General features: G+C 63.8%; 17 protein-coding genes, 1 tRNA gene and 2 pseudogenes. 7 read left to right on the top strand and 13 right to left on the bottom strand.

What is annotated here, in order from left to right; genetic code table 11:
* Positions 1 to 74: 74 nt before the first annotated feature.
* The 3 genes from ACOYYX_RS19150 to ACOYYX_RS19140 form a co-directional block, all read right to left on the bottom strand.
* Positions 75 to 1,115, bottom strand: coding sequence for a DUF1559 domain-containing protein (locus ACOYYX_RS19150; RefSeq protein WP_422931513.1), 1,041 nt, complete (start codon positions 1,113 to 1,115; stop codon positions 75 to 77).
* 97 nt (positions 1,116 to 1,212) lie between these two features.
* Positions 1,213 to 1,458 (bottom strand): hypothetical protein, encoded by a 246-nt coding sequence (locus ACOYYX_RS19145; RefSeq protein ID WP_422931512.1) that lies wholly within the window; start codon positions 1,456 to 1,458, stop codon positions 1,213 to 1,215.
* Between the two features lie 209 nt (positions 1,459 to 1,667).
* Positions 1,668 to 2,132: a hypothetical protein gene (locus ACOYYX_RS19140; protein ID WP_422931511.1), complete on the bottom strand. Its 465-nt coding sequence runs from the start codon at positions 2,130 to 2,132 to the stop codon at positions 1,668 to 1,670.
* A gap of 444 nt (positions 2,133 to 2,576) precedes the next feature.
* Between ACOYYX_RS19140 and ACOYYX_RS19135 the strand changes: the two genes are divergently transcribed.
* Positions 2,577 to 3,329: a helix-turn-helix domain-containing protein gene (locus ACOYYX_RS19135; RefSeq protein ID WP_422931510.1), complete on the top strand. Its 753-nt coding sequence runs from the start codon at positions 2,577 to 2,579 to the stop codon at positions 3,327 to 3,329.
* Between the two features lie 557 nt (positions 3,330 to 3,886).
* Here the strand turns inward: ACOYYX_RS19135 and ung are convergent.
* Both ung and nth read right to left on the bottom strand, forming a co-directional pair.
* Positions 3,887 to 4,549: a uracil-DNA glycosylase gene (gene ung, locus ACOYYX_RS19130; protein WP_422931638.1), complete on the bottom strand. Its 663-nt coding sequence runs from the start codon at positions 4,547 to 4,549 to the stop codon at positions 3,887 to 3,889.
* Positions 4,550 to 4,762: 213 nt separating this feature from the next.
* Positions 4,763 to 5,365: pseudogene (nth, locus tag ACOYYX_RS19125) on the bottom strand (endonuclease III); the annotation flags it as partial.
* Between the two features lie 374 nt (positions 5,366 to 5,739).
* On the opposite strand from nth, the gene ACOYYX_RS19120 reads away from it, so the two are divergent.
* Together ACOYYX_RS19120 and ACOYYX_RS19115 are read left to right on the top strand one after the other, a co-directional pair.
* Entirely contained in the window at positions 5,740 to 6,138 is a 399-nt protein-coding gene (locus ACOYYX_RS19120) for a helix-turn-helix domain-containing protein (protein WP_422931509.1), read from the top strand.
* Positions 6,132 to 6,712, top strand: a pseudogene (locus tag ACOYYX_RS19115) (transposase). The gene ACOYYX_RS19120 and the pseudogene ACOYYX_RS19115 overlap by 7 nt, the downstream one beginning before the upstream one ends.
* Positions 6,713 to 7,799: 1,087 nt before the next feature.
* Here the strand turns inward: ACOYYX_RS19115 and ACOYYX_RS19110 are convergent.
* The 3 genes from ACOYYX_RS19110 to ACOYYX_RS19100 all read right to left on the bottom strand — a co-directional run bounded on the left by ACOYYX_RS19110 (position 7,800) and on the right by ACOYYX_RS19100 (position 8,854).
* A complete protein-coding gene (locus ACOYYX_RS19110) occupies positions 7,800 to 8,075 on the bottom strand; it encodes a hypothetical protein (RefSeq protein WP_422931508.1) in 276 nt (91 codons plus the stop codon).
* Positions 8,076 to 8,240: 165 nt separating this feature from the next.
* Positions 8,241 to 8,672 carry a hypothetical protein gene (locus ACOYYX_RS19105; protein WP_422931507.1) on the bottom strand — a complete coding sequence of 144 codons (432 nt, stop codon included), beginning with the start codon at positions 8,670 to 8,672 and terminating at the stop codon, positions 8,241 to 8,243.
* A gap of 109 nt (positions 8,673 to 8,781) precedes the next feature.
* Positions 8,782 to 8,854: transfer RNA gene (locus tag ACOYYX_RS19100), tRNA-Ala, on the bottom strand.
* Positions 8,855 to 9,123: 269 nt separating this feature from the next.
* Between ACOYYX_RS19100 and ACOYYX_RS19095 the strand changes: the two genes are divergently transcribed.
* Positions 9,124 to 10,413 carry a hypothetical protein gene (locus ACOYYX_RS19095; protein WP_422931506.1) on the top strand — a complete coding sequence of 430 codons (1,290 nt, stop codon included), beginning with the start codon at positions 9,124 to 9,126 and terminating at the stop codon, positions 10,411 to 10,413.
* A gap of 30 nt (positions 10,414 to 10,443) precedes the next feature.
* Here ACOYYX_RS19095 and ACOYYX_RS19090 read toward each other — a convergent pair whose 3' ends face one another.
* The 3 genes from ACOYYX_RS19090 to ACOYYX_RS19080 form a co-directional block, all read right to left on the bottom strand.
* Positions 10,444 to 12,051, bottom strand: a complete 1,608-nt coding sequence (locus ACOYYX_RS19090; protein WP_422931505.1) for a DUF1570 domain-containing protein — start codon at positions 12,049 to 12,051, stop codon at positions 10,444 to 10,446.
* 452 nt (positions 12,052 to 12,503) lie between these two features.
* Positions 12,504 to 14,027 (bottom strand): fucose isomerase, encoded by a 1,524-nt coding sequence (locus ACOYYX_RS19085; RefSeq protein WP_422931504.1) that lies wholly within the window; start codon positions 14,025 to 14,027, stop codon positions 12,504 to 12,506.
* A 204-nt stretch (positions 14,028 to 14,231) separates the two neighbouring features.
* Entirely contained in the window at positions 14,232 to 14,627 is a 396-nt protein-coding gene (locus ACOYYX_RS19080) for a thioesterase family protein (RefSeq protein WP_422931503.1), read from the bottom strand.
* Between the two features lie 590 nt (positions 14,628 to 15,217).
* Here ACOYYX_RS19080 and ACOYYX_RS19075 point away from each other — a divergent pair.
* Positions 15,218 to 16,642, top strand: a complete 1,425-nt coding sequence (locus ACOYYX_RS19075; RefSeq protein ID WP_422931502.1) for a cytochrome-c peroxidase — start codon at positions 15,218 to 15,220, stop codon at positions 16,640 to 16,642.
* A 493-nt stretch (positions 16,643 to 17,135) separates the two neighbouring features.
* Entirely contained in the window at positions 17,136 to 18,371 is a 1,236-nt protein-coding gene (locus ACOYYX_RS19070) for a virginiamycin B lyase family protein (protein ID WP_422931501.1), read from the top strand.
* A 74-nt stretch (positions 18,372 to 18,445) separates the two neighbouring features.
* Here ACOYYX_RS19070 and ACOYYX_RS19065 read toward each other — a convergent pair whose 3' ends face one another.
* Both ACOYYX_RS19065 and ACOYYX_RS19060 read right to left on the bottom strand, forming a co-directional pair.
* Positions 18,446 to 18,817 (bottom strand): TipAS antibiotic-recognition domain-containing protein, encoded by a 372-nt coding sequence (locus ACOYYX_RS19065; RefSeq protein WP_422931500.1) that lies wholly within the window; start codon positions 18,815 to 18,817, stop codon positions 18,446 to 18,448.
* Positions 18,818 to 18,907: 90 nt separating this feature from the next.
* Positions 18,908 to 19,201: a MerR family transcriptional regulator gene (locus ACOYYX_RS19060; RefSeq protein WP_422931499.1), complete on the bottom strand. Its 294-nt coding sequence runs from the start codon at positions 19,199 to 19,201 to the stop codon at positions 18,908 to 18,910.
* 259 nt (positions 19,202 to 19,460) lie between these two features.
* Here ACOYYX_RS19060 and queF point away from each other — a divergent pair, with 259 nt between their 5' ends.
* A complete protein-coding gene (queF, locus tag ACOYYX_RS19055) occupies positions 19,461 to 19,841 on the top strand; it encodes a preQ(1) synthase (protein ID WP_422931498.1) in 381 nt (126 codons plus the stop codon).
* Positions 19,842 to 19,883 lie beyond the last annotated feature (42 nt).

Genomic DNA, 19,883 nt, shown 5'->3' with positions numbered 1-19,883 from the left:
AGGTCGTCGGGTCTGCAGACGGCGCGTCGCCCGAGGGCAGGGGCGACGCGCCGGAGAGGACCGCGGGGCGTCGATCAATATTGGTCGGAGCTGAGCACCTCGCCGAGATTCCGGGTCGAGAGGGCCTGATAGACGGAGGGCTTGGCCGTGCCCATCTGGTTCTCCCCGCACGTGCCCCCCCACGCGTTCATGCCGAGGGGGGTGGCATAGCCCGTCGGCGAGGAGTCGATCGGCCAAGAGGCGATGGAATCCTTGAGGAATCGGACCGATCCGTCGCTGAAGGCGGTGTTGACCCCGCCGGGGTGGAAGCTGGAGGCACCGTAGGTCATCACCCACCACCAACCGCCCTGGACCTGTTGGCGGAGCTGACGCCAGGCATTCGGGGGGACGATGGTGTTGAACTGCGACTGATACCAGTAGCCCGACTGCCAGAGGAAATAGCTGTCGCGCGAGGGGGAACTCATGGCGCCTCGGGCACGCTCGCCGAAGATTATGGTATTGCTGGTGCCGTCGGTGATCTCCGCGATCCTCACGGCACTGTAAGGATAAATCACGCCGTAGGCCGAGGACTTCGCAGTCTGGATGCAGGGCTCGGTCAAGCTGTCATAGATCTTCACCGCCCAGAGCCCCTCGCAGGCGGCGTAGCTGGTGTGCGCCTGCTTGGCATTGGTGCCCGTGTAGTAGTTGGCCGTCAGCTGGGTCAGCTCGAGGCCGGCGGGATCGCTCGGGCAGGCCAGCGTCGAGACGTAGAGGCCGGCGAGCGTGTAGTTGGCCCCCATATGCACGGAGAGGGACGTGTTCCAGGCGTTGTACATCGCGGTCTGCTCCATCTGCGGGAGCAGGTGGAGGAACACGCTAGGCCCGGAGTAGTAGACGCCGGGCCAGAGTTGCCCCGGGAGGAAGGAGGGCGGGAAGGCGCCCGCCGACGATTCGTAGGTCGCGGCGGCGAGGCCGAGTTGCTTGAGGTTGTTGGTGCACTGGGCCCTGCGGGCGGCCTCACGCGCCGCCTGCACGGCCGGCAGCAGCAAGGCGATCAGGACGGCGATGATGGCGATGACGACCAGCAGCTCGATGAGCGTGAAACCGCGGGTGCGGCCGCGAGAGGGGAACTTCATGAGGTATTCTCACCTTATCATGGATCATGAATGAGGGAATTGGTGACGGTCGGTCACGACTCGAAAGATCAGCGCAAAGGGGCCGGGGAGGCCTCGGTTACTGGGGCATGGGCGGGGGAGCGGGCACGGCGAGGGGCTGCCCCTTGGGCTTCTTGGCAGAGGCCGGCTTGGGGGCCTCCGGTCCCATGCCCTTCTGGGCGGCGCTGGCCTTGGAGGCGTCCATGTCGATGCTGTCGAACCCATCCGGTGAGCAGCCGAGGGTTCCGACGGTCATGAGGGATGCCGCCACGAGGCAAGCGACGGCAAACCTCGACTTCGATCTCAAGCAGACCGACTCGTCCATCCAAAACACTCCTCTTTAAGACTGTCGCATCGCGCTGAACGCGGCTTACGATGCACCTGGAGACCCGCCGCCCATGACGCGAGGGCCGGAAGACCGGGGCCGCGGAAGCCGCGTCTACGTACGTTGGCGATGCGCCTTACACATGGGAACTTACCGCCGCAATGGCCGGCCGGGGCGGGGAGAGGAGGAGACGCCCGGCCGTGGTTCTGTCATGTCGCCGTGGGCATCGAGGCGGCCATCACGCGATCATCGATGGGAGAGGAATGATCCGAGGCGTGTGGGGCTGTCCGACAAACCGGCTCGGTTTCGAGATAGCTTGAGACGAGGCTCGCCACGCGGCGAGTCTGGCGGCTCACCTCCTTGATGACAGTTCGGCTTTTGGGGAGAACCTCGCCGTGTTGGGCATGAATGCGGGGGCTCTGGAACCGACGGGCAGGGCAAGGTCTGGGGTCGAGTTGCGGTTCGGCCCCGGTGATGAGCTCGGCCGCGAGTCGAGAGTTCGCGGGGGTCATCGAGAAGCCGAGCATCGTGTACCCGGCAGCGGTGTTGAGATTTCGGAGAGCCGGGCAGGGGCCGATGATCGGGAGGTCGCCCGGAGTCATCGGGCGCCAGCCGAATTTTCTGTTGAGCCTGGTGTCGTGCCCGGCGAACTCCATCATCGAGCCCTCACCCATCGTTGTTGGGTCCGGATGCGTCTCCACCGACATCAACGAATCTTACTTGGAACGCTCGGCATCAGTCTTGGCAGAACTCGCGGCGGCGACTGGATTCCGCGCATAATGCCGTCTATCCGGACGACACGGTCCGAAAACTGTCGGTTTCCATGCCACCGTTGCATATCACGAGGCGATCTCAGGCGGAATGCTCGGGCATCTCGGCAGTGGCGAGGGGGCACCCTCCAGCGAAGACGCTCGCCCTCCGGATCGAGCTTCGGGCGATCCCAGGCCGACCGCCTTACTCTTAACGGAGGCTCGGCTTACGCGTTCCTCGTCACCGTCAGAAGAGCGGAAGGGCTGGTGGCATCGACTCGATTCCGCGCATAATGGAGGCGGATCGGGCGAGGTTTGCCCGTTGTCTCCCCGGCGTCTCGCCCTCGACGCGAACACCGAGACGAACCCATGACGAGCGGGCCCGCTGCGGAGTTCTTCGCCCATCTGGATGAGCCCTTCACGGGCGAGGCGCTGTTCGATTGCTTGACCGACGTCGTCTTCTTCGTCAAGAACGAGCGGGCTGAGTACGTGGTCGTGAATCGGACCCTGGCCCAGCGCTGCGGGTCGTCCGAGAAGCGGCGGTTCATCGGGCGTACCGCCGAGCAGGTCTTCCCGCCGCCGCTCGGGCGGACGTATCGCGAGCAGGATGAGGCTCTGATCCGGTCGGGCGTGGCGATCGTCAACCAACTCGAGTTGCACCTCTACCCGAGCGGCCAGACCGGCTGGTGCCTGACGAACAAGCTGCCGCTCCACGACGCCGGCCGTAGGGTGATCGGCCTGGCCGGGGTCTCGCGCGACCTCCACCCGCCGGACGAGGCGGCCGAGGGATATCAGGACGTGGCCGAAGCGATCCGCCACGCCTGCAGCCACCTCGAACAACGCCCGACCCTGGGCGAACTCGCGGCGATTGCGGGACTATCGTCCTATCAGTTTGACATCCGTGTCCGCAGGCTCTTCCGGCTGACCACCGGCCAACTCCTGCTCAAGCTCCGGATGGACGCCGCCGCCGAACAACTCCGCGACACCCTGCACCCGGCCGCAGGGATTGCCCTGGCCTGCGGCTACGCCGACCAAAGCGCCTTCGCCCGCCAGTTCCGCCGGACGACGGGACTGACTCCCCAGGAGTACCGCGCCGCCCACCGTCCCGCTTCGGTCCGCTAAGCCAGGGCGTGTGAATGGGCCAATCGACCTGGACTTGGCTCATCACTCTTCATAACGAGCGGCGTGGAGGTCCTCGCCCCACGTGCCGGCCGCCTTCTGGATCTCCTTTTTAAATCACATGTCTCGCCACGTTTTCACGCTTGGCTTTCTCAACGAGGCTGCGTAGCGTCGGATTGGTATCCGGGTCGGACATTCCAATTTGGTCGCCATGCACGATTGTGTCCAGAAGTTTGAGCATAGCTTGGATTCCGAGCGGCGGCATTGAAGATCGACGCCTTGCGCTTCTCGAAGATTCGCCCCACGGAAATTCCGCCTCTTCTGTTTCCCGACGGAGCCGAGGCTGGAGCCGTATCGTCCCATCCTTAGAGAGGAATGAGCTTCGGTAACAATTCAGCCGGTTCCGACGAACGGCCGAGCTGTTCGGCGAGCGTGCGGTCGATGGGCGATCAGGGTGGGCCGTTCGCCTTTGCTGTGGGATCGCAGGGGGGTGAAGGCCGCTCGTTGTGCCCCGGCGAGGGCGATGGGGACGCCCTCGAGGATGTCCCCCGGCGTCGCGATCAATGGTTCGGCAGTTGCCAGTCGATCGGCCGCTTGCCCAACTGCTCCAGAGCCTGGTTGATCGCCGAGAACGGCCGGCTGCCGAAGAACTTCTTGGCCGACAGCGGAGACGGGTGGGCAGCGGTCAGGACGCGGTGCCGCCCCGTGTTGATGAGCCGGCCTTTCTTCTGGGCGTAGTTGCCCCAGAGCACGAACACGACCGGATCCTCCCGGGCGTCTAGGGCGCGGATCACTGCGTCGGTGAAGGTCTCCCAGCCGCGGTCCTTGTGCGAGTTCGGCTCGTGGGCGCGGACGGTCAGCACCGCGTTGAGCATCAACATCCCCTGCCGGGCCCATCCCTCCAGGAAGCCGTGGTTCGGGATGCGGCAGCCTAGATCGTCCCGAAGCTCCTTGAACATGTTCACGAGGGAAGGAGGGGATTTGATGCCAGGCTGGACCGAGAAGCAGAGCCCGTGGGCCTGGCCGTCATCGTGGTACGGGTCCTGGCCGAGCAAGAGGACGTTCGTCCGCTCAAATGGGGTCAGGCGGAAGGCATTGAAGACGTCGGCCTCGGGCGGGAAGACCTGGTGCGACCGGCGCTCTTCGGCCAGGAATTGCTGCAACTGATGGAAGTAGGGCTTCGCCAACTCCCCGGCCAGTGCCGATCGCCAGCTCTCGGGCAGTTCGCCGTCGACGGTATCGCTCTCGTGCCGCGACGACGTCGCCGGGGAAGGTTCGGGGCGAGAGGGTTGCATGTCAATGTCCTTATCTTCCGTTGGGATTCGGGCGAGGAGGGGCCGCTCCTCGCGTGCGGGGCGGGCCGTGGGACGCTTCGTCTTCGTGCCGGGCTCCGCCTCGACGACCCCTCGCTTTTCACAGACGTCCTCGAACACACACTGCCCGCACTTGGGGGATTTAGCCGTGCAGGTGTAGCGGCCATGAAGTACCATCGCCGGCCCGAACGAGACCCACTCGTCCTTGGGCACGAGTCGCATCAGGTCGGCCTCGATGCGATCCGGATCCTTCTCTTCGCTCAGACCGAGGCGCTGGCTGACGCGCGCGACGTGAGAATCGACGATGACCCCGCTGGGGATCTTGAAGGCATTGGTGAGTACCACGTTGGCCGTCTTGCGGGCCACGCCGGGCAGGGTCAGCATGTCCTCCATCCGGCGCGGGACCTCGCCGCCGAAGCGCTCGACCAGGGTGCGACAGGCGCCCTGGATGGCCTTGGCCTTGTTGCGGTAGAAGCCGGTCGGCCGGACATCCTCCTCCAACTCTGTCGTATCAGCGTCGGCGTATGAGCGGGCGTCCGGATACTTCGGGAACAGCGACTTCGTCACCGCGTTCACCCGCTCGTCGGTGCATTGCGCGGCGAGGATCGTGGCGACGAGGAGTTGGAGCGGGTTCTCCCAGTCCAACTCGTACCGAGCGTCGGGATACTCCGTCTTGAGTCGTTGCAAGATCGTCGGCAGAGCCTCGATCGATCGGGATCGCGCCATCGTCGGGAGTTCCATGGAGTACCCCGGCCCGGGAGACCGCCGGCCGAGGTTCGGTTGTGAAGAGTGCCGATGTGGTGAAGGTATCGATCTCCATCGAGTGATACAACCGGAAGTCACTCCGTTCCGAGATGAACGCCGCGGGAGATGAGTCAGCAGCGGACTTTCTATACTCGCCGCGGCTGTGGCTGAGACATTCTCGCCGGTTTGCTGACTTGTTACTCTTGTATCGTGCGACGTTGGATGAGGATCGGGTTCGAGGCGCGATGCAAGGACGTCCATCATGGCTTGGCTTCGCGTGCAGTTGACCAACGAGGAGCAGGAAGTCGTCAACGAGGAAAGGATCTCCCATCACAGACGAGCGGATTCGCGAGCGAATGCTCGTACTTTGGCTGTTGCACAACGGGGTGACTCGTCAGAAGGCGGCCGAGATCGCCGGGGTGGGTCGGGCCACCGTCCAGCGGTTCGTCGCCGCGTTCCGCGATGGAGGATTGGACGGGCTACGGCGATGGAACCCCAACCGGCCCGAGAGTGAGATGGCTGCATTTCGCGAATCGATCCGCGAATCCTTCGAGGAGCAGCCGGTTCGCACGTTGGCCGAGGCCGGCGAGCGGATCTTCCAGCTCACCGGCCTACGGCGCGGTCCCAGTCAGGTGCGCAAGTTCGTCAAGGACTTGGGGCTGAAGTACCAGCGGGTCCGCATGGTGCCCGTGCCGCCCAAAAAAACTTGGCCGAGCACGTCGAGAGCCAGTCCCAATTCCTCCGAGACGTGCTGAAGCCCCGCCTCGACGCGGCCGTCGCGGGACAAGGACATCTCTTCTTCGTCGACGCGGCCCACTTCGTCTACGGGACGTTCTTGTGCTGCTTGTGGTCGTCCTCGCGGATCTTCGTCCGCGCGGCCTCGGGTCGCCAGCGATTCAACGTCCTGGGGGCATGGGATGCGGTGACGCGCCGGCTCATCGCCGTGACCAACACCACCGTGGTCAACACCGAGACGATGTGCGAGCTGCTCCGGAAGATCGCCGGGTCGGGATTGACCGGGCCGATCACCCTGGTGCTGGACAACGCCCATTATCAGCGCAACGCTGTGGTCCAGTCGTTAGCGGAAGAGTGCGGGATCGGGCTATTTTCCTCCCCTCGTACTCGCCCAACCTGAACCTGATCGAGCGCCTGTGGAAATTCATCAAGCGCCGCTCGCTCTACGGCCGCTACCACCCGACGTTCGCCGAATTCCAAGCCGCCATCCAGGAGACGCTCGACGCCCTGGCAGCCACTCACGCCAAGTCGTTGGAGACGCTGATGAGGCTCAATTTCCAGCAATTCGACGACGTCTCACTTATGGCCGCGTAGAGTATAACGCGGAGCCTTCAGCATCGAGTCCATGGGTGGTCCCGTGCCGTTTCGACGCAGGTCGGTCGACTCCTTATGGATTCTCCTCCCATCCGCCCCAAACCCATCGTTTAACAAGTTGCCCGCTGCCGCCATCAGCTATGTCGATCTGGTCGATCAGAAGCATTGTCCACAAGTCCGGATCGGAGCCTCGAGCTCGATAATCGTATCAGCAATCTCTAAATTTTCGAAGGCCTGCGATAATTCCTCGGATACTATGGGTATAGATAGGTTATTCCGATGTCCCAGATAGGCTTCCATGGCGACCATCGCGATGGACCTGTATTCCTTCAGGGCTTCGCGGTCCCCCAGATAAATCAAGTCGCGAGGCCTCTTCGTACCGTTGGGATGGTACACATCTGAGAGCGACTTCCTCAGTAGGATCGCCTTTGTTCCCAGGGATGCGGGAGACGGAAACGAGCCCCGTTCATCCGGACCATCCTCCGGATTATCGGCGAGGTCTCGACCAGGACGGGTATCGTCCAGATGGTCGTCGTTGGTTGCCCCAATTACCACGGCACGTAAGTCGCGATCGGTGTTCGCCTCGAATCGCTTCTGGCATGACTCGAGGAGCAAGCGGATTTGTGAGGAGTTGAGCATCTTGCAGCCTGCCTATCGAAATAATGCCAGAGAGGGCAAGGTTACGGACTTCCCAAGCTGGCTCCTGTGAACGCACAGCCCCCGCCCGTCAACCTACCCGCTCCATCACGCTCTTCGCCTTGTCCTGATCGGCTTCCGCGTACATCAGGGGCACCGCCGGGGAGGAGTGCCCGAGGATCACCCTCGCGACGTCCAGGCCGAATTCCTTGCGGAGTGAGGTCGCGGCGTTGTGCCGGAGCCGGTTGGGGTGCCTGCCGTGTTGCCGACGGCCAGGCCTTCAACTGCTCCCGCTCCTCTCCCGTCATCGCCCTGGCACCTTCCAGCGACGGATGCGAGAACGCTCGCTCGCAGGCGGACGCGATGGCCTGGCGGTACGAGTTCGTCGTGTATCGCGGGCCCGGCGTCTTGCTGGGCTCTGCCTTTAACGTCCGCCCTCTCTGGGAAGGGGTCAGCGGCGTCTTCCTGGCCACCCGTCGCTCGCCCCGCAACTCCTCCATCGCCGCCCGCGGGCTGAAGAGATAGCCGAAGGGTCGGGCGTGAGCCAGGGCCGGAGGACTTCCTGCGCCTTCGGGCCCAGGTAGATCGTCCGCCCCTTCTCGTGATGCTGGGTCTTGTGGCGGCCGGGGGCGTACGCCCACACGTTCCATGACATGTCGACGTCGCGGGCCCGCATGATCGTCACCTCGCCCGGCCGCATGCCGGTCAGGCGTTGGAGCTCGATCATCGCCCAAACCTACTTCGACACGTAGGGCCGGATCGCGTCGACGACGTCGTCGGGCAAGGGCCTGACCGGCGGGTTCTCCCGGACCTCCGTCCTGCCCCTGCGGAGACCGGGGACCGCCTTGAGCCCGTGGTCCAGGCTCGGCGGGACGAGCGCATTCTCGACCGCTCATTTGAACATCCTAACGACGTGGCGGGTCCTGCGGTTGACCTCTGTCCGGCACAGGCCCTGATCGATGAAGCCTTGGCGGACGGCCTTGAGGGCGGATGGCCCAAACTGGCACGCCAGAGTGGGCCCGAACAGCAGGCGCAACACCTTGAGCGAGAGCCGGAGCAACCCCGCCTCGGACGTCGGCTCCCCGTCCTTGCGATAATACCCGTCAGCGAACTTGAGGTAGGAGACGATCAGTTCGCTGACGGTCAAGTCGCCGGTCTTCGCGAGTTGCCGCCCGTTGGACAGCCAATGTGCGATCAGGCGATCGTACTCGGCCCGACTCTCGTTCGAGCCGTACCGCCCGAGGTAATGGTCCTTCCCGTTGAGGGTGACCACCGCCTGGTTCGTGCATTTGTGGAGCCGGTAGGACGGCGTTCTTGCGGACATGCTGCGGCCCTCCGTTCCGGTAGACTACCGGATTTTAGGAGTCGTCTGGGCCGCACCATCCGTCGCCGGATGGGTATGCAAGTCTAGCATTCGGCAGAGTTTACGTTAATGGAGACGACGGGGGTCGAACCCGTAACCTCCTGCTTGCAAAGCAGGCGCTCTCCCAGTTGAGCTACGTCCCCTCGGTAGGAGATCTCGGCGAGGTGGCTACCGGGGTTGAGGCGGTAGATGCTCGAAAGGCGTCGCCGGATCGAGGATGATCTTACAGAACGTCTCGGTGTTTGGCTAGGTGTCCTGGACAAGTTCGAGTCGAGGGCAAAAAGTCGTGCGCCTAGAGGTAGGATGTTGCCTGAATTGGCAATAAAGGCTTGCAGCGGACGGCTCGAGTTGGATGGATACGCCGTTGGCTGGTCGAGGTTGACGCGGGGTCGGGAAGAGGGAGGTTGGCTCGATGATCAGCGTGGGTTTCGCCGAGACGGACATCACCCCGGTGGTCGGGGCGCAGAGCCCGGGCGGGATGCAGGCGAGGGAGCTCAAGGAGGTGCATGACCCTCTCAAGGTCGTGGCGATGGTCATCAAGGGGGATGAGAAGACCGTCGCCCTCGTAGGCATCGACGCCCTGTTCATCGGGGAAGAGGCGGTGGCGCTCGCCCGAGGCGTCATCGAGAAGACCACGAAGATTGCGCCCGATCATGTGCTGATCGGGGCGAGCCATACCCACGGCGGGGGGCCGATCATCGGGTGCTTCGAGTCGGAGGAGGACCCGAAGTATGTGACGCTCGTCGTGGAGCGGATCGTCGAGGCAGTGACGGCCGCGTTTCATGCCATGCACACGGCCGAGTTGGGCGAAGGGTTCGGGCACGAGCCGAGCATCAGCTTCAACCGCCGGTTCCTCATGCGAGATGGGCAGCAACTCACGCATCCGGGGAAGGGGAACAAGGAGATCGTCAAGTCGGCAGGGCCGATCGACCCGGATGTCGGCGTACTGGCGGCGAGGGCCCCGAGCGGGGAGTTGCTGGGGGTATTCGTCAACTTCGCGTGCCACCTCACCGTGGTCGGCGGGGGCGGGTTTACCGCGGATTATGTCCATTATTTGAGGGAAATGCTCCGCCGGTATTACAAGCAGCCGAAGCTTCATGTGGGCTTCTTGCTTGGCGCGGCCGGGGATGTGACGCAGGTGGATAATCTGCGGCCGGGGAAGGAGTTCGGGCCGGAGTGGGGCGAGATGTTCGGGCTCGCTCTAGGGGCGGAGGTGGCTCAGACCATCGCCAGGATGGAGTGGAAGAAGGACGCGGTCATCAAAGCCGTGCGGACCACCGTTCCGATTCCGATCCGCGACGAGGCCGAGTCGAGACGACACTCGCCCAGCGAAGGGCTCGGGGCCGGATCGGTGGCGGATAAGATTTACGCGAGGGAACTTGAGCTCGTGGCGAAGGAACGGGCGATCAAGCCGGTGGTCGATTGCGAGGTCCAGGCGATCCGGATCGGAGATCTCGGGCTTGTGACCAATGGCGCGGAGTTCTTCTGCCAACTCGGGCTCGACATCAAGGCGGCGAGCCCGTTCAAGCGGACCTGGGTGGTCAGCCTGGCCAATCAGTGGATTGGGTACGTTGCCACGCCTTCGGCTTACTATGCGGGCGGATACGAGCCTCGTACGGCGAGGAGTGCCAAGATGGCCCCGTGGGCGGGGCAGACCCTCGTTGAGGGGTCGGTCAGGGCCCTCAAGAAGGTGGTGGACTGAGATGAGCCGTGAGGAGAGATGCGGGGCCGGTCAGCGGTTCCGCATCCATTGCTCCGCGGTGAGCTGGGCCCTGGCCTTGGTGGGGTGCGGGATCAGATCCCACGAGGTCGGGCCTCCTTGCGGCGAACTAATCGACTCGATCCACTGGCGGATGACCGACGGAGACTGGCTCACCATCGCCGCGCGACGGATCATGCCCCCCTGCGTCGGCTGCTCGAACATGACGGCGTAATAGGGCAGGGGGTCGAATTTCAGCTTGTTCAAATAAGCGCCAATCGCCTTATCCATCTTCGAGAGCTCCGTCCCGAACGCGGCGCGGAAGGATTCGAGGTGGTCCTCGGGCGTGCGTTCCTCAAGGGGCGGGATCTGGCTCATCGTCTTGAGGAAGGCGAGGAACTCGTTGCTCCGCTTCATCAGCAGGTAATGAGTGAGGGCCCACGAGAGCGCGTAGTCGGTGGGGGTCAGCTCCTTGCGGGTGACGATGTACTCGACCAGCGGGGTCTTGGGGTCGCGGCCGACCTGGGGGCGGGCCACCCCCTTGACCTCCATCGGGAGCGTGTCGTTAAGGTCGTGGATCGTGGCCATGTGGAACGGATTCACGAGGCCGAGTCCGCCCCAGGCCGCGACCCCTTTTCGCGTGATAGTGGGCGGCGAGCAATACTCGGCCAGGCCCTCGACGAGCCAGAGCGGCCAGGCACTCAGCCTCGGCTGGATGCCTATGTTCTGGAGGATCTGGTGCGTCCCCTCGTGGGCGACGGTCTGCGGCTTGCGGAGCGTCGCAACCTCGGGCGAATCCTTATCGTGCTCACCGGTCTGGTAGAACGCGATCCGGTTCGAGATTGGCTCGTAATAGGCCTGGATGTCGGGGTCGATCCGCTTGTAGGCCCGGAAGTCTCGCTCGGTGCGGAAGATGATCGCCACGAGCGGGAACTCGGGCTCGTGGACCGGGAATCCACGTTTGCGGAGGACATCACTCAAGTTCTTGTAGAGGTTTTCGAGGAGCTTGATGCTCTCCTCGGCGAAGCTGTCGGTCGACTGGTAGAGCACCACGTAGTGCGGGGACTGGCGCACCTTGAAGTCGGCGAAGACGGGCTCGCGGAGTAAGGATTCGCGGAGTTCGTCGGCGCTCAAGGGCTTGAACGGTTCCTCGGCCTGGGCTCGCCCGGTCGAGAACCCGATGCGCCCGTCGGGCAGGAGGAGGCTGACCCTATCCCCCGAGGCCCCGTGGACCTTGGCGACCACGATACTGCCGTCCTCGGTCCGCACGCGAAGGCGCCTGGCCTCGGTCGAGCCCTCGGCGAGGCTGGACAGGCCTCCGGGTTTCTCCTGCAGGGGGGACGAGATCGTCCCTGGGGTCATCGCCACGTCATCGAGGGGGTTCGACGACTTCGAGGGCTGACTTTGATCCGGCGGCCCTTCGACGATCGGAGCAGGCTTCACTCCCGAGGCCTCGGGCTTCCGATCGGCGACCTTGCGCACGGGCGCACGGCTCGGTAAAGACCTGGCCTTCACCTTGGTCTTGCGGTTGGTCGAGGCATCGACCCGAGGTTTGGTGTCCGGAGCGGACTCATCCGCGGCCTCGGCGGGAGTGACGAGCCAGAGGGGCAAGCCGAGGAGGAAGGCGACAAGGCTCCTCATCAGCGGCCGAAGAATTTTCGGAACTTGCCCGGCAATTTGCGGATCTTCGAGACGCGTAGTGGACGGCCCGAGGCGGGACCCTCCGGCGGAGTTGCCGAGGAGTCGTGGCATCGCCAATGCGGGACCTCGCCCCGTCGGGTCCATCCTGCCGGATAGGCCCACGAGGCGACCCCGAGTGCAAGTCACAACCGCGGGTTCCATCTCGGGAATCCCCTGGAAGTCGTATCTTGTTAGCTCGTCGTGGTCGATTCGTCGGTTTCGCTGCTCAAGTCGACTTCCCCGAGTCTATCAACCCCTCTGCCACGGCGGAAGGCTCCAACGAGTTCTTTCGTATAGAGGCCTTTCAAGGGAAGTTCCGGGTTCGCGGCCGACCTGGAAGTCCTCCGTCAGGGCCGGGCACGACTTATGGCTCGTACCCGCCCCGGCGACGAAGGTCTGCGATTCCCGGTGCCTCAACGGCCGCTCGAGAAGATCCGGAGCTTGAAGCCGAGCGATTGGCTCAGCGCGACCATCTCGCCGAAGATGTCGCCGTAGGCGACGGCGATGTGGTTGCTCATGTAGTGAGACATGATGGTCTCCATGGAGCAGCCGAGGTCGGCGGCCATGAAGGGCCATTGCCGGGTCGTGCCGCTCCACCACGACTCGCGGACCTGCTCGGGGAGCGTAACCGACTCGCCCTTGCCGAGGTCCATGACGAGGTCCCCCTCGCGATCGATCCAGGCGCGGGCCCAGGTGATCTCGCCGGGGAGGCTCTCGCCGGCGAACGTGCCGCCGGGGACGGGGAAGTAGCCCGAGGGCTGGCGGTAGCTGTGCACGCCCTTGAGCGACGCGACGTCGTGGTTGAAGGCGTAGGCCCCGCAGCTCCCCGAGTTCAGGAGGACCCAGAGCCAACGGCCTTCGTGCAACGCACCCCAGCGCACGTCGTGGAACATCACCGCGCCGGGCAGGCCCTTGGCCTCGAGGACGCGCTTCATCAACTCCATCGGCACGAGGTTGCCCTGGTCGGCCTCGGTGCTCGTGATGACGACGTGGCCGTTGCCCTCGGGCCTGGCGTGGGAATTGAAGAGCCCCTCGGCGAAGTCGCTCGGCGGGACGAGCTTGAGGAGGCCGAGCTGGTACTGCCAGCCGAGGCAGTCGGCCTTGAACTCGTCGAGGAGGTCGAGCACCGTGAGGTAGCCGCGGAGCTGCTCCTTGGTGGACTCGGGGGTGAAGTCGGCAGCGTCTTCCTCGCCCCAGTGGAAGGTGACCCCTCGATCCTTGACGAACTTGAAGGCGTCCTCGACGCGGGCGTCGGAGATCGACCGCGACCGCTCGACGACCCAGGCTTGGTCGACCTTGTGCTCGCTGAAGCCGATCGGGTAGAGGAGCCTCGGGCCGAAGTAGCCGTTGATCATGCCCATCGACGTGTCGCCAAGCATGAGCGCCAGGATCCGCTTCTGGCGGATCTGCTCGCGGATCGTGTTGGCGGTGGCGAGGGCCTCGGCCGAGACCGCACCCGCGCCGTGGATTTCGCTGGCGTCGGCGTGGATCCGGCCGGTGGAGCACCACTCGTCGAGCCGCTCCATGAACGCCGGGTCGGCCGTCCAGTCGGGGGCGTCGGTCCAGGCCCTTGAGCAGGCGCGGCCGACGCTCTCGAGCGACGCCGCGGTGTTCAGCAAGGCGACGAGGCCGGGCCAGGTCCCCGAGAAGTTGGAGGCGAGGAGCAGGGGATTCTCCTTGCCCACGACCCCATCGACCGTGTGGGGCGCGTAGGTCCAGTGGACGAAAACGCCGACGAGTGGGTCGTCGATCGGGCCGAGCTTGGAGATCGACTCGTCGGGGCGGGTCAGGTAGCCCTCGACGATGTACGGATCCCTCCCGAGCTTCTTGAGCGCGGCGACCAGTTGCGTGGTCGTCTCCTGAGACTGCGCCAACGCCCATTCGTTCGGCTTGGCGCGGTAATCCCCCGGCCAGAAGACGGCGACCTTCTTCGACATAGTTCACCCAAGGCTGATCGTTGTCGGGATGCTGCAATTGGACCGCAAAGGAACCGCGTCCCGAGATGGGCGGCACGCCTCGTCACCGTCTTCGCCCTCCGGGAGCCTAGAGAGTGTATAAGGCCCGCCCACGCCTGGCCATCGACCAGTCCGCTTCCCCGAAACGTTCGCCCCCTCGGTCGATGGACCTCTCCGCGGGGGGTATTAGCCCTTTTTCCTCGCGATCCGGCGTGCGAAGCGGTCGACGTCGATGACCCGGCGTCGGTGCAGGCCCCTGGCGATCGGCTCCGTCCCGTCGGAGGCGTCGACCTGGAAGGTGACGACCGGGCCGTCGATGTGGATGACGCGGGCCCGGCAGACGACGGTGAAGCCTTCGGGCGCCGGCGCGAGATGCTCGACCTCCACGAAGGTGCCGACGCTCCGCTCGTTCTCGGAGAGACAAGGGGCGATGGCGTGTCGCGCCGCGTACTCGAGGTGGGCCACGAGCCAGGGGGTTGCCAGGACCGCAGGCATGCGGTCGTCGGCGAAGCTGATCCGGTTATTCGGTCCCACGACGACGCGTTCCTCGCCCGTCATGCCCATCTTGATCGGAGTTTTCATGGTTCGCTGTTCGGGGAGTTTCCCCGCCTTCGTGGTCGCCCTACGCTTTTAAGTCCCGAGGCTTGACCCTGGTCCGCCCGACACCGATAATCATTATCGATAAGAATAGCGAGCCTCGCGAGAATTCTCGAGGAGGCCGGTCGCCTCGTTGAGTAGAAGGTGCCATCCTCCGAGTCATTCCTTCGTGCAAGTCGGGGCTTGGTCTCGAGTTCAATCCCCCGGGACGCAACTGCCCGCCTTGCGAAATCACGATTTTGCGATTCGTGCAGGCAGGGACCAAGGGAAGTCTCGTGGCCACCGTACGACCGGCCCGCCTCATTGATCCTTTTGCAAGCATCATGCCCAGGACCCCGCCGCGACGCGAACCGCGGGCACGAGACGATTGACTCCGCTCGGCTTCGGCACCAGAAAATAGGGGCCGCTCGCCAACAAGCCATGATCGACGAGGTCCGACGCCGGATCGACTCTTAGGCTCCACTTGAGAAGGCGTGACTCGGCGTGATCGAAGCCGGACACGTTCGCTCCGCGCCCTGCCCCCCTCGACCCAGGGCGTTGACTCCACTTAGAGGTCCCGACGGGAGAACATCGGAATGCGGCGATATCTCGGTGCGATCGCACCCCTCTTCGGAACGGTGCCCCTGCTGCTCGCCCTGGGCGGCTGCGGCGGGACGGGTACGGAAGAAACGGCGAAGACTCCCGCGGCCTCGCCCGAGGCGAAGCCGGAGACCCCCGCGGCCAAGGGCTCCGGCAAGGCCGAGCTCGTCACCCCGAGCCGGAACGTCGACCCCAAGAAGCTCATCGATGTGGTCGAGCAGGAAGTCGAAGGGGGCGAGGCGAGCGCGGGCCCGAGCCCCGATAGCGTCCTCTGGCTCCTGCCGAACACGAGCCTGATCCAGGATGAGCCGTACCAGCTCACGCCTCCCCTCGGTTTGCCCTCGACACTCGCGGGCGTCGTCCCGGCCTCGAACCCCCTCACGAAGGGGAAGGTCGAGCTGGGCAAGCAGCTCTACTTCGACCCCCGCGTCTCGCTCGACGGGACCGTGAGCTGCGCGACCTGCCACAACCCCGAGAAGGGCTGGACCGACAGCCTCAAGACTTCCGCTGGCATCAACGGGCAATTCGGCGGCCGCAACGCGCCGACGGTCATCAACACGGCCTTCGGCCGGACGATGTTCTGGGACGGCCGCGCGCCCTCGCTCGAAGGGCAGGCTCAGGGGCCGATCCAGAACCCGATCGAGATGGGCAAGCAGTCGTATAAGGAGATCATCACGCGGCTCCGGACGATCCCGGCCTACCAGGAGCAGTTCAAGAAAGTCTTCGGCACCGAGGTGACCCTCGACGGGTTCGCGAAGGCCGTGGCCTCGTTCGAACGCGTCGCGTCGCTCTCGGGCAACTCGAAGTACGACAAGTACACCCGCGGCGGCGACCTGAAGGCCCTCTCCGATAGCGAGAAGCGCGGGATGGTCCTCTTCGGGATCTCGCTCAGCAGCGACGACGAGTTCAAGCCGGGCGTGACCAAGGCCAAGGCCATGTGCACGTCGTGCCATGCCGGGTTCAACTTCACGGATGAAAACTTCCACAACCTTGGCATCGGCTGGGATGAGAAGAAGAACGAGTTCGCCGACCTCGGCCGCTGGGCGATCTCTCCCATCGGTGCCAAGAACTCGGCCGAGCTCGGTGCCTTCAAGACCCCGACCGTCCGCGACTCCTCGAAGACCGGCCCGTACATGCACGACGGCAGCCTGGCGACCCTCGAGGACGTCGTCGAGCACTACGACAAAGGGGGTACGCCCAATCCGTCGCTCGACAAGGATATGAAGAAGCTGAATCTGACTCCGAGCGAGAAGGCCGACCTCGTCGCCTTCATGAAGGCCCTCGACGGCGAGCCCATCAAGGTCGCCCTGCCGACCTTGCCCCCCGGCGCCGATGGCAAGAGCCCGGACCCCAAGGAAGCCCTCGAGATGCCCACGGCGAAGGCCGCCTTCAACGCCTTCCACCCGGGGTTTGTCCACTGAGCGGGCTGATCCTTGCTCTCGGCTTTCGCCTGAATCGATCTTCAAGACGCCCGCCGAGGTGCAAGCCTCGGCGGGCGTCTTCGTTTCTCGTAGAAGCGCCCAACATTCCACTCGGTTGGATCGTAGATTCTCCAGGCCAAGTTAGAGCTGATGATCGTGCCATCATTTCATCGCGCTAAAATTCGAATCGCTTCGACGACCATTTTAAAAATGCTTGATTTGAGTCATGTAGTCTTGACGAAACAATTCGGTATTCCGATGCTTGATGGCCTTCCTCCCCATGCCGTCGCTATTGAATGACTGACGATGGATTGACACCAGGACGACAGGGACCCCCATGGGATATCGACGCCAACTCGAACGGTCTGCCGCTGCGCGCCGCGCAGGAATACGTTTCGTCCTCGAAACATGCGAGCAAAGGCTCCTCTTATCCGGCGACGGGATCACGTCTTATCCGACAGGAGGGAATACAGGAGGTGATTGGCCCACCGTCTTGGTCCGCGCCCCGGATGGAGACCTCTGGTTCAAGGGAACTTATGGCCAAATTGGTAAGATGACGGAGGACGGCCAGTCGACGGTCTACGATTACGGCACATCAGGAATGACGGTTGGCCCCGATGGTAATATCTGGTTTGGCACCAATGTTATGTTCAGCGACGTGAATTACCTTGCTAAGGTCACGCCTGATGGGATGGTGTCGCAGATCAAGATGCCTGATGGAATGTCGGCCTATGCATTGGCGACCGATCGTGCCGGTAATATCTGGTTCACAGAAGAAAATCCTGATGTGATCGGGCGTTATTCTGTCGATGGGACCTTCAGCCAATTCACTTTGCCTTCAGGTAATCATATTTTCTGGCGAGAGTCGATGACCGCCGATTCGAACGGGGACGTCTGGTTCACGAGGTCGACCGGGTCTGGCCAATCCGAAGGTATGATCGATCGAATCACGCCGAATGGAGAAGTGACGGAGTATCCGATTGCCGAGGGATTCGTTAACTTCATGGGGTTGACGACAGGACCGGACGGCAACCTATGGTTTACCCTAGAGGATGCGAACGCTTCTGGGGATGGTTTTGCGGTCGGTAAGTTGACTCCCCAGGGCACGGTTAGCCTTTTCCCGATCGATGGGCTGCCGGGTGGAATCACCACCGGACCCGACGGAGCGATTTGGTTCACAAGTCGCGAACTCGGAGAGGTTTATCGAATCAGCACGGATGGCGTGGATTTCGATACATACACAATAGACCTGCCGAATCACGGCTGGGAAAATCCTGTGGCTATCACCATGGGCGCCGACGGAGCCATCTGGTTTACGACCATGGCCGAGTATCCGGAGATAGGTCGTCTTGATCCCAAGGTGGCCATCCCCGATGGGAAAACGGCCCCAATCGATCAGGTCCAGACGCCTCCATCAGACTCGCCGCCCGACCACGGCTCCCCCGAATCCGACCCGGTCATCTCGGTCAATCAGCCCACGGGGCCTCAGCCGGCGCCGTTGAGCTTGACGAATCGCATCAGCAACGGCACGCAGGAGATGTTCCTCGCCAGGGTGCTGAGCAGTCATCAGAACCAGGAGGTCGCCAAGACTTCGGTCCATACGCGTTCGAGGCCTTTGGTGACTCTCGGCGCACGCCATCCGGTCCCGACGGCCCAGACCTTCCATCGGCTCCGAGCCCTCCACACACATCATCCGGTCCGACTGGCTCGGCAGCGGCGCGGGCACTGATCGAACGCCTCTAGAACCCGCGGCCATCCCCACTCGTCGGCTCGAGTCAGAGGGGATGGCCGCTGGCGTGACCATCAGGCAGATCCGCTCGCGTCGAGGACGGCCTTGGCCTGGCCGATGTAGTCGCCAACGTCGCGGGGGTCGGACTGGCTGCCGTGCTGGGCGGCGAGGTTGTCGCCTTGCTCCTTCCAGAGCTTGGTGAGGGACTGCCGGATGCCGGGGTCGCCTCCGGTGAACTCTTCGACGAGCGAGAACCAGCGTTTTGCGAGGGCCTGGACTCTTGGGTCGGCCGGGTCGGTCCCCTTTTCTTTTTCGGCCCGGACCTCGGCGATGAGTTCGGCCCAGTCGGTTTGCGACTGCTTGATCCGCTCCTCGCCGACGGCCTCGCGTCGCTTCTCGAGGTAGGCGAGCTGCTCGGGGGTGTAGTAGTTTTCGATCACGGTCATCCCCTGGATCACGTTGAGGAATTCGTCGACGGAGACCTCCTCCGTCGCGTCGAAGTGGCCGGCGATGGATTCGAGCTTGTCGGCCAGGGCCTACTGCAACTCGACCTGGCGACGGAGCCGACCGATGTGGAGCCGCAACAACTCCGAGGGCGAGAAGCCGGGGCCGTCCAGGCAATCCCGGATCTCCTCGAGCGAGAACCCGAGTTGCCGGAGCGAGAGGACTTGTTGCAACCGCACGACCTCGGCCCTGGTGTAAAGCCGATAGCCGGACTCGCTGTGCTGCGAGGGCTTCAGCAGGCCGATCTCGTCGTAATGGTGGAGCGTCCGCACCGTCAGGCCCGATTGCTTGGCGAGCTCCCCGACCTTCAGACCCAACGCTCGCATAACCTTTCCTCTCCGCATCGAATCGTCCCGTCGCGGCCACGAAGGCATGGTACGGCCTCACGTTGCGTGAGGGTCAAGCGGGGTTCTTCGGAGAATCTTCGGTCCCGGCCGATGGCCCCGGTTCGATCTCAGGCCGGGCAAGGGGGCGATGATCCCGCGGCCACGGTCGCGCATCGGGCTCGATCTGTTAGAATGGCGGGATGCGAGCGAGACGAAGGTCCGCTCCGGATGTCCTGTCGGCCGAGATCGGAGTCGTCTGATGTCGTTGTTGGAAGTCTTCCCGAACCAGTTCCCCGACCGCGAGTACGAGATCGAGATCACGTGCCCCGAATTCACCGCCGTCTGCCCCAAGACCGGCCAGCCCGACTTCGGCACGATCCTCATCACCTACTGCCCGGCCGAGACCTGCATCGAGCTCAAGAGTCTCAAGCTCTACCTGTTCGATTATCGGAATCGCGGGATTTTCTATGAGCACTCGATCAACACGATCCTCGACGACCTCGTCAAGTCGTGCCAGCCGAGATGGATGAAGGTCGTGGGCAACTTCACTCCCCGAGGCGGGATCTCCTCCAAAATTACCGCGCGTTATGAAGGCTCGCACTTCGACAAGATCGAGAGCGAAGCCACGCTCCTGGCCTGAGTCGGCGGGGGGGCAACTCGGGGTCGAAGGGCGGGAGGCGGT

Source organism: Singulisphaera chitinilytica, from assembly GCF_049331405.1.
Taxonomy (GTDB): Bacteria; Planctomycetota; Planctomycetia; order Isosphaerales; family Isosphaeraceae; genus PoT.
The sequence above is the reverse complement of the archived record's forward strand: the minus strand, read 5'-3'. Positions and strand labels throughout refer to the sequence as shown.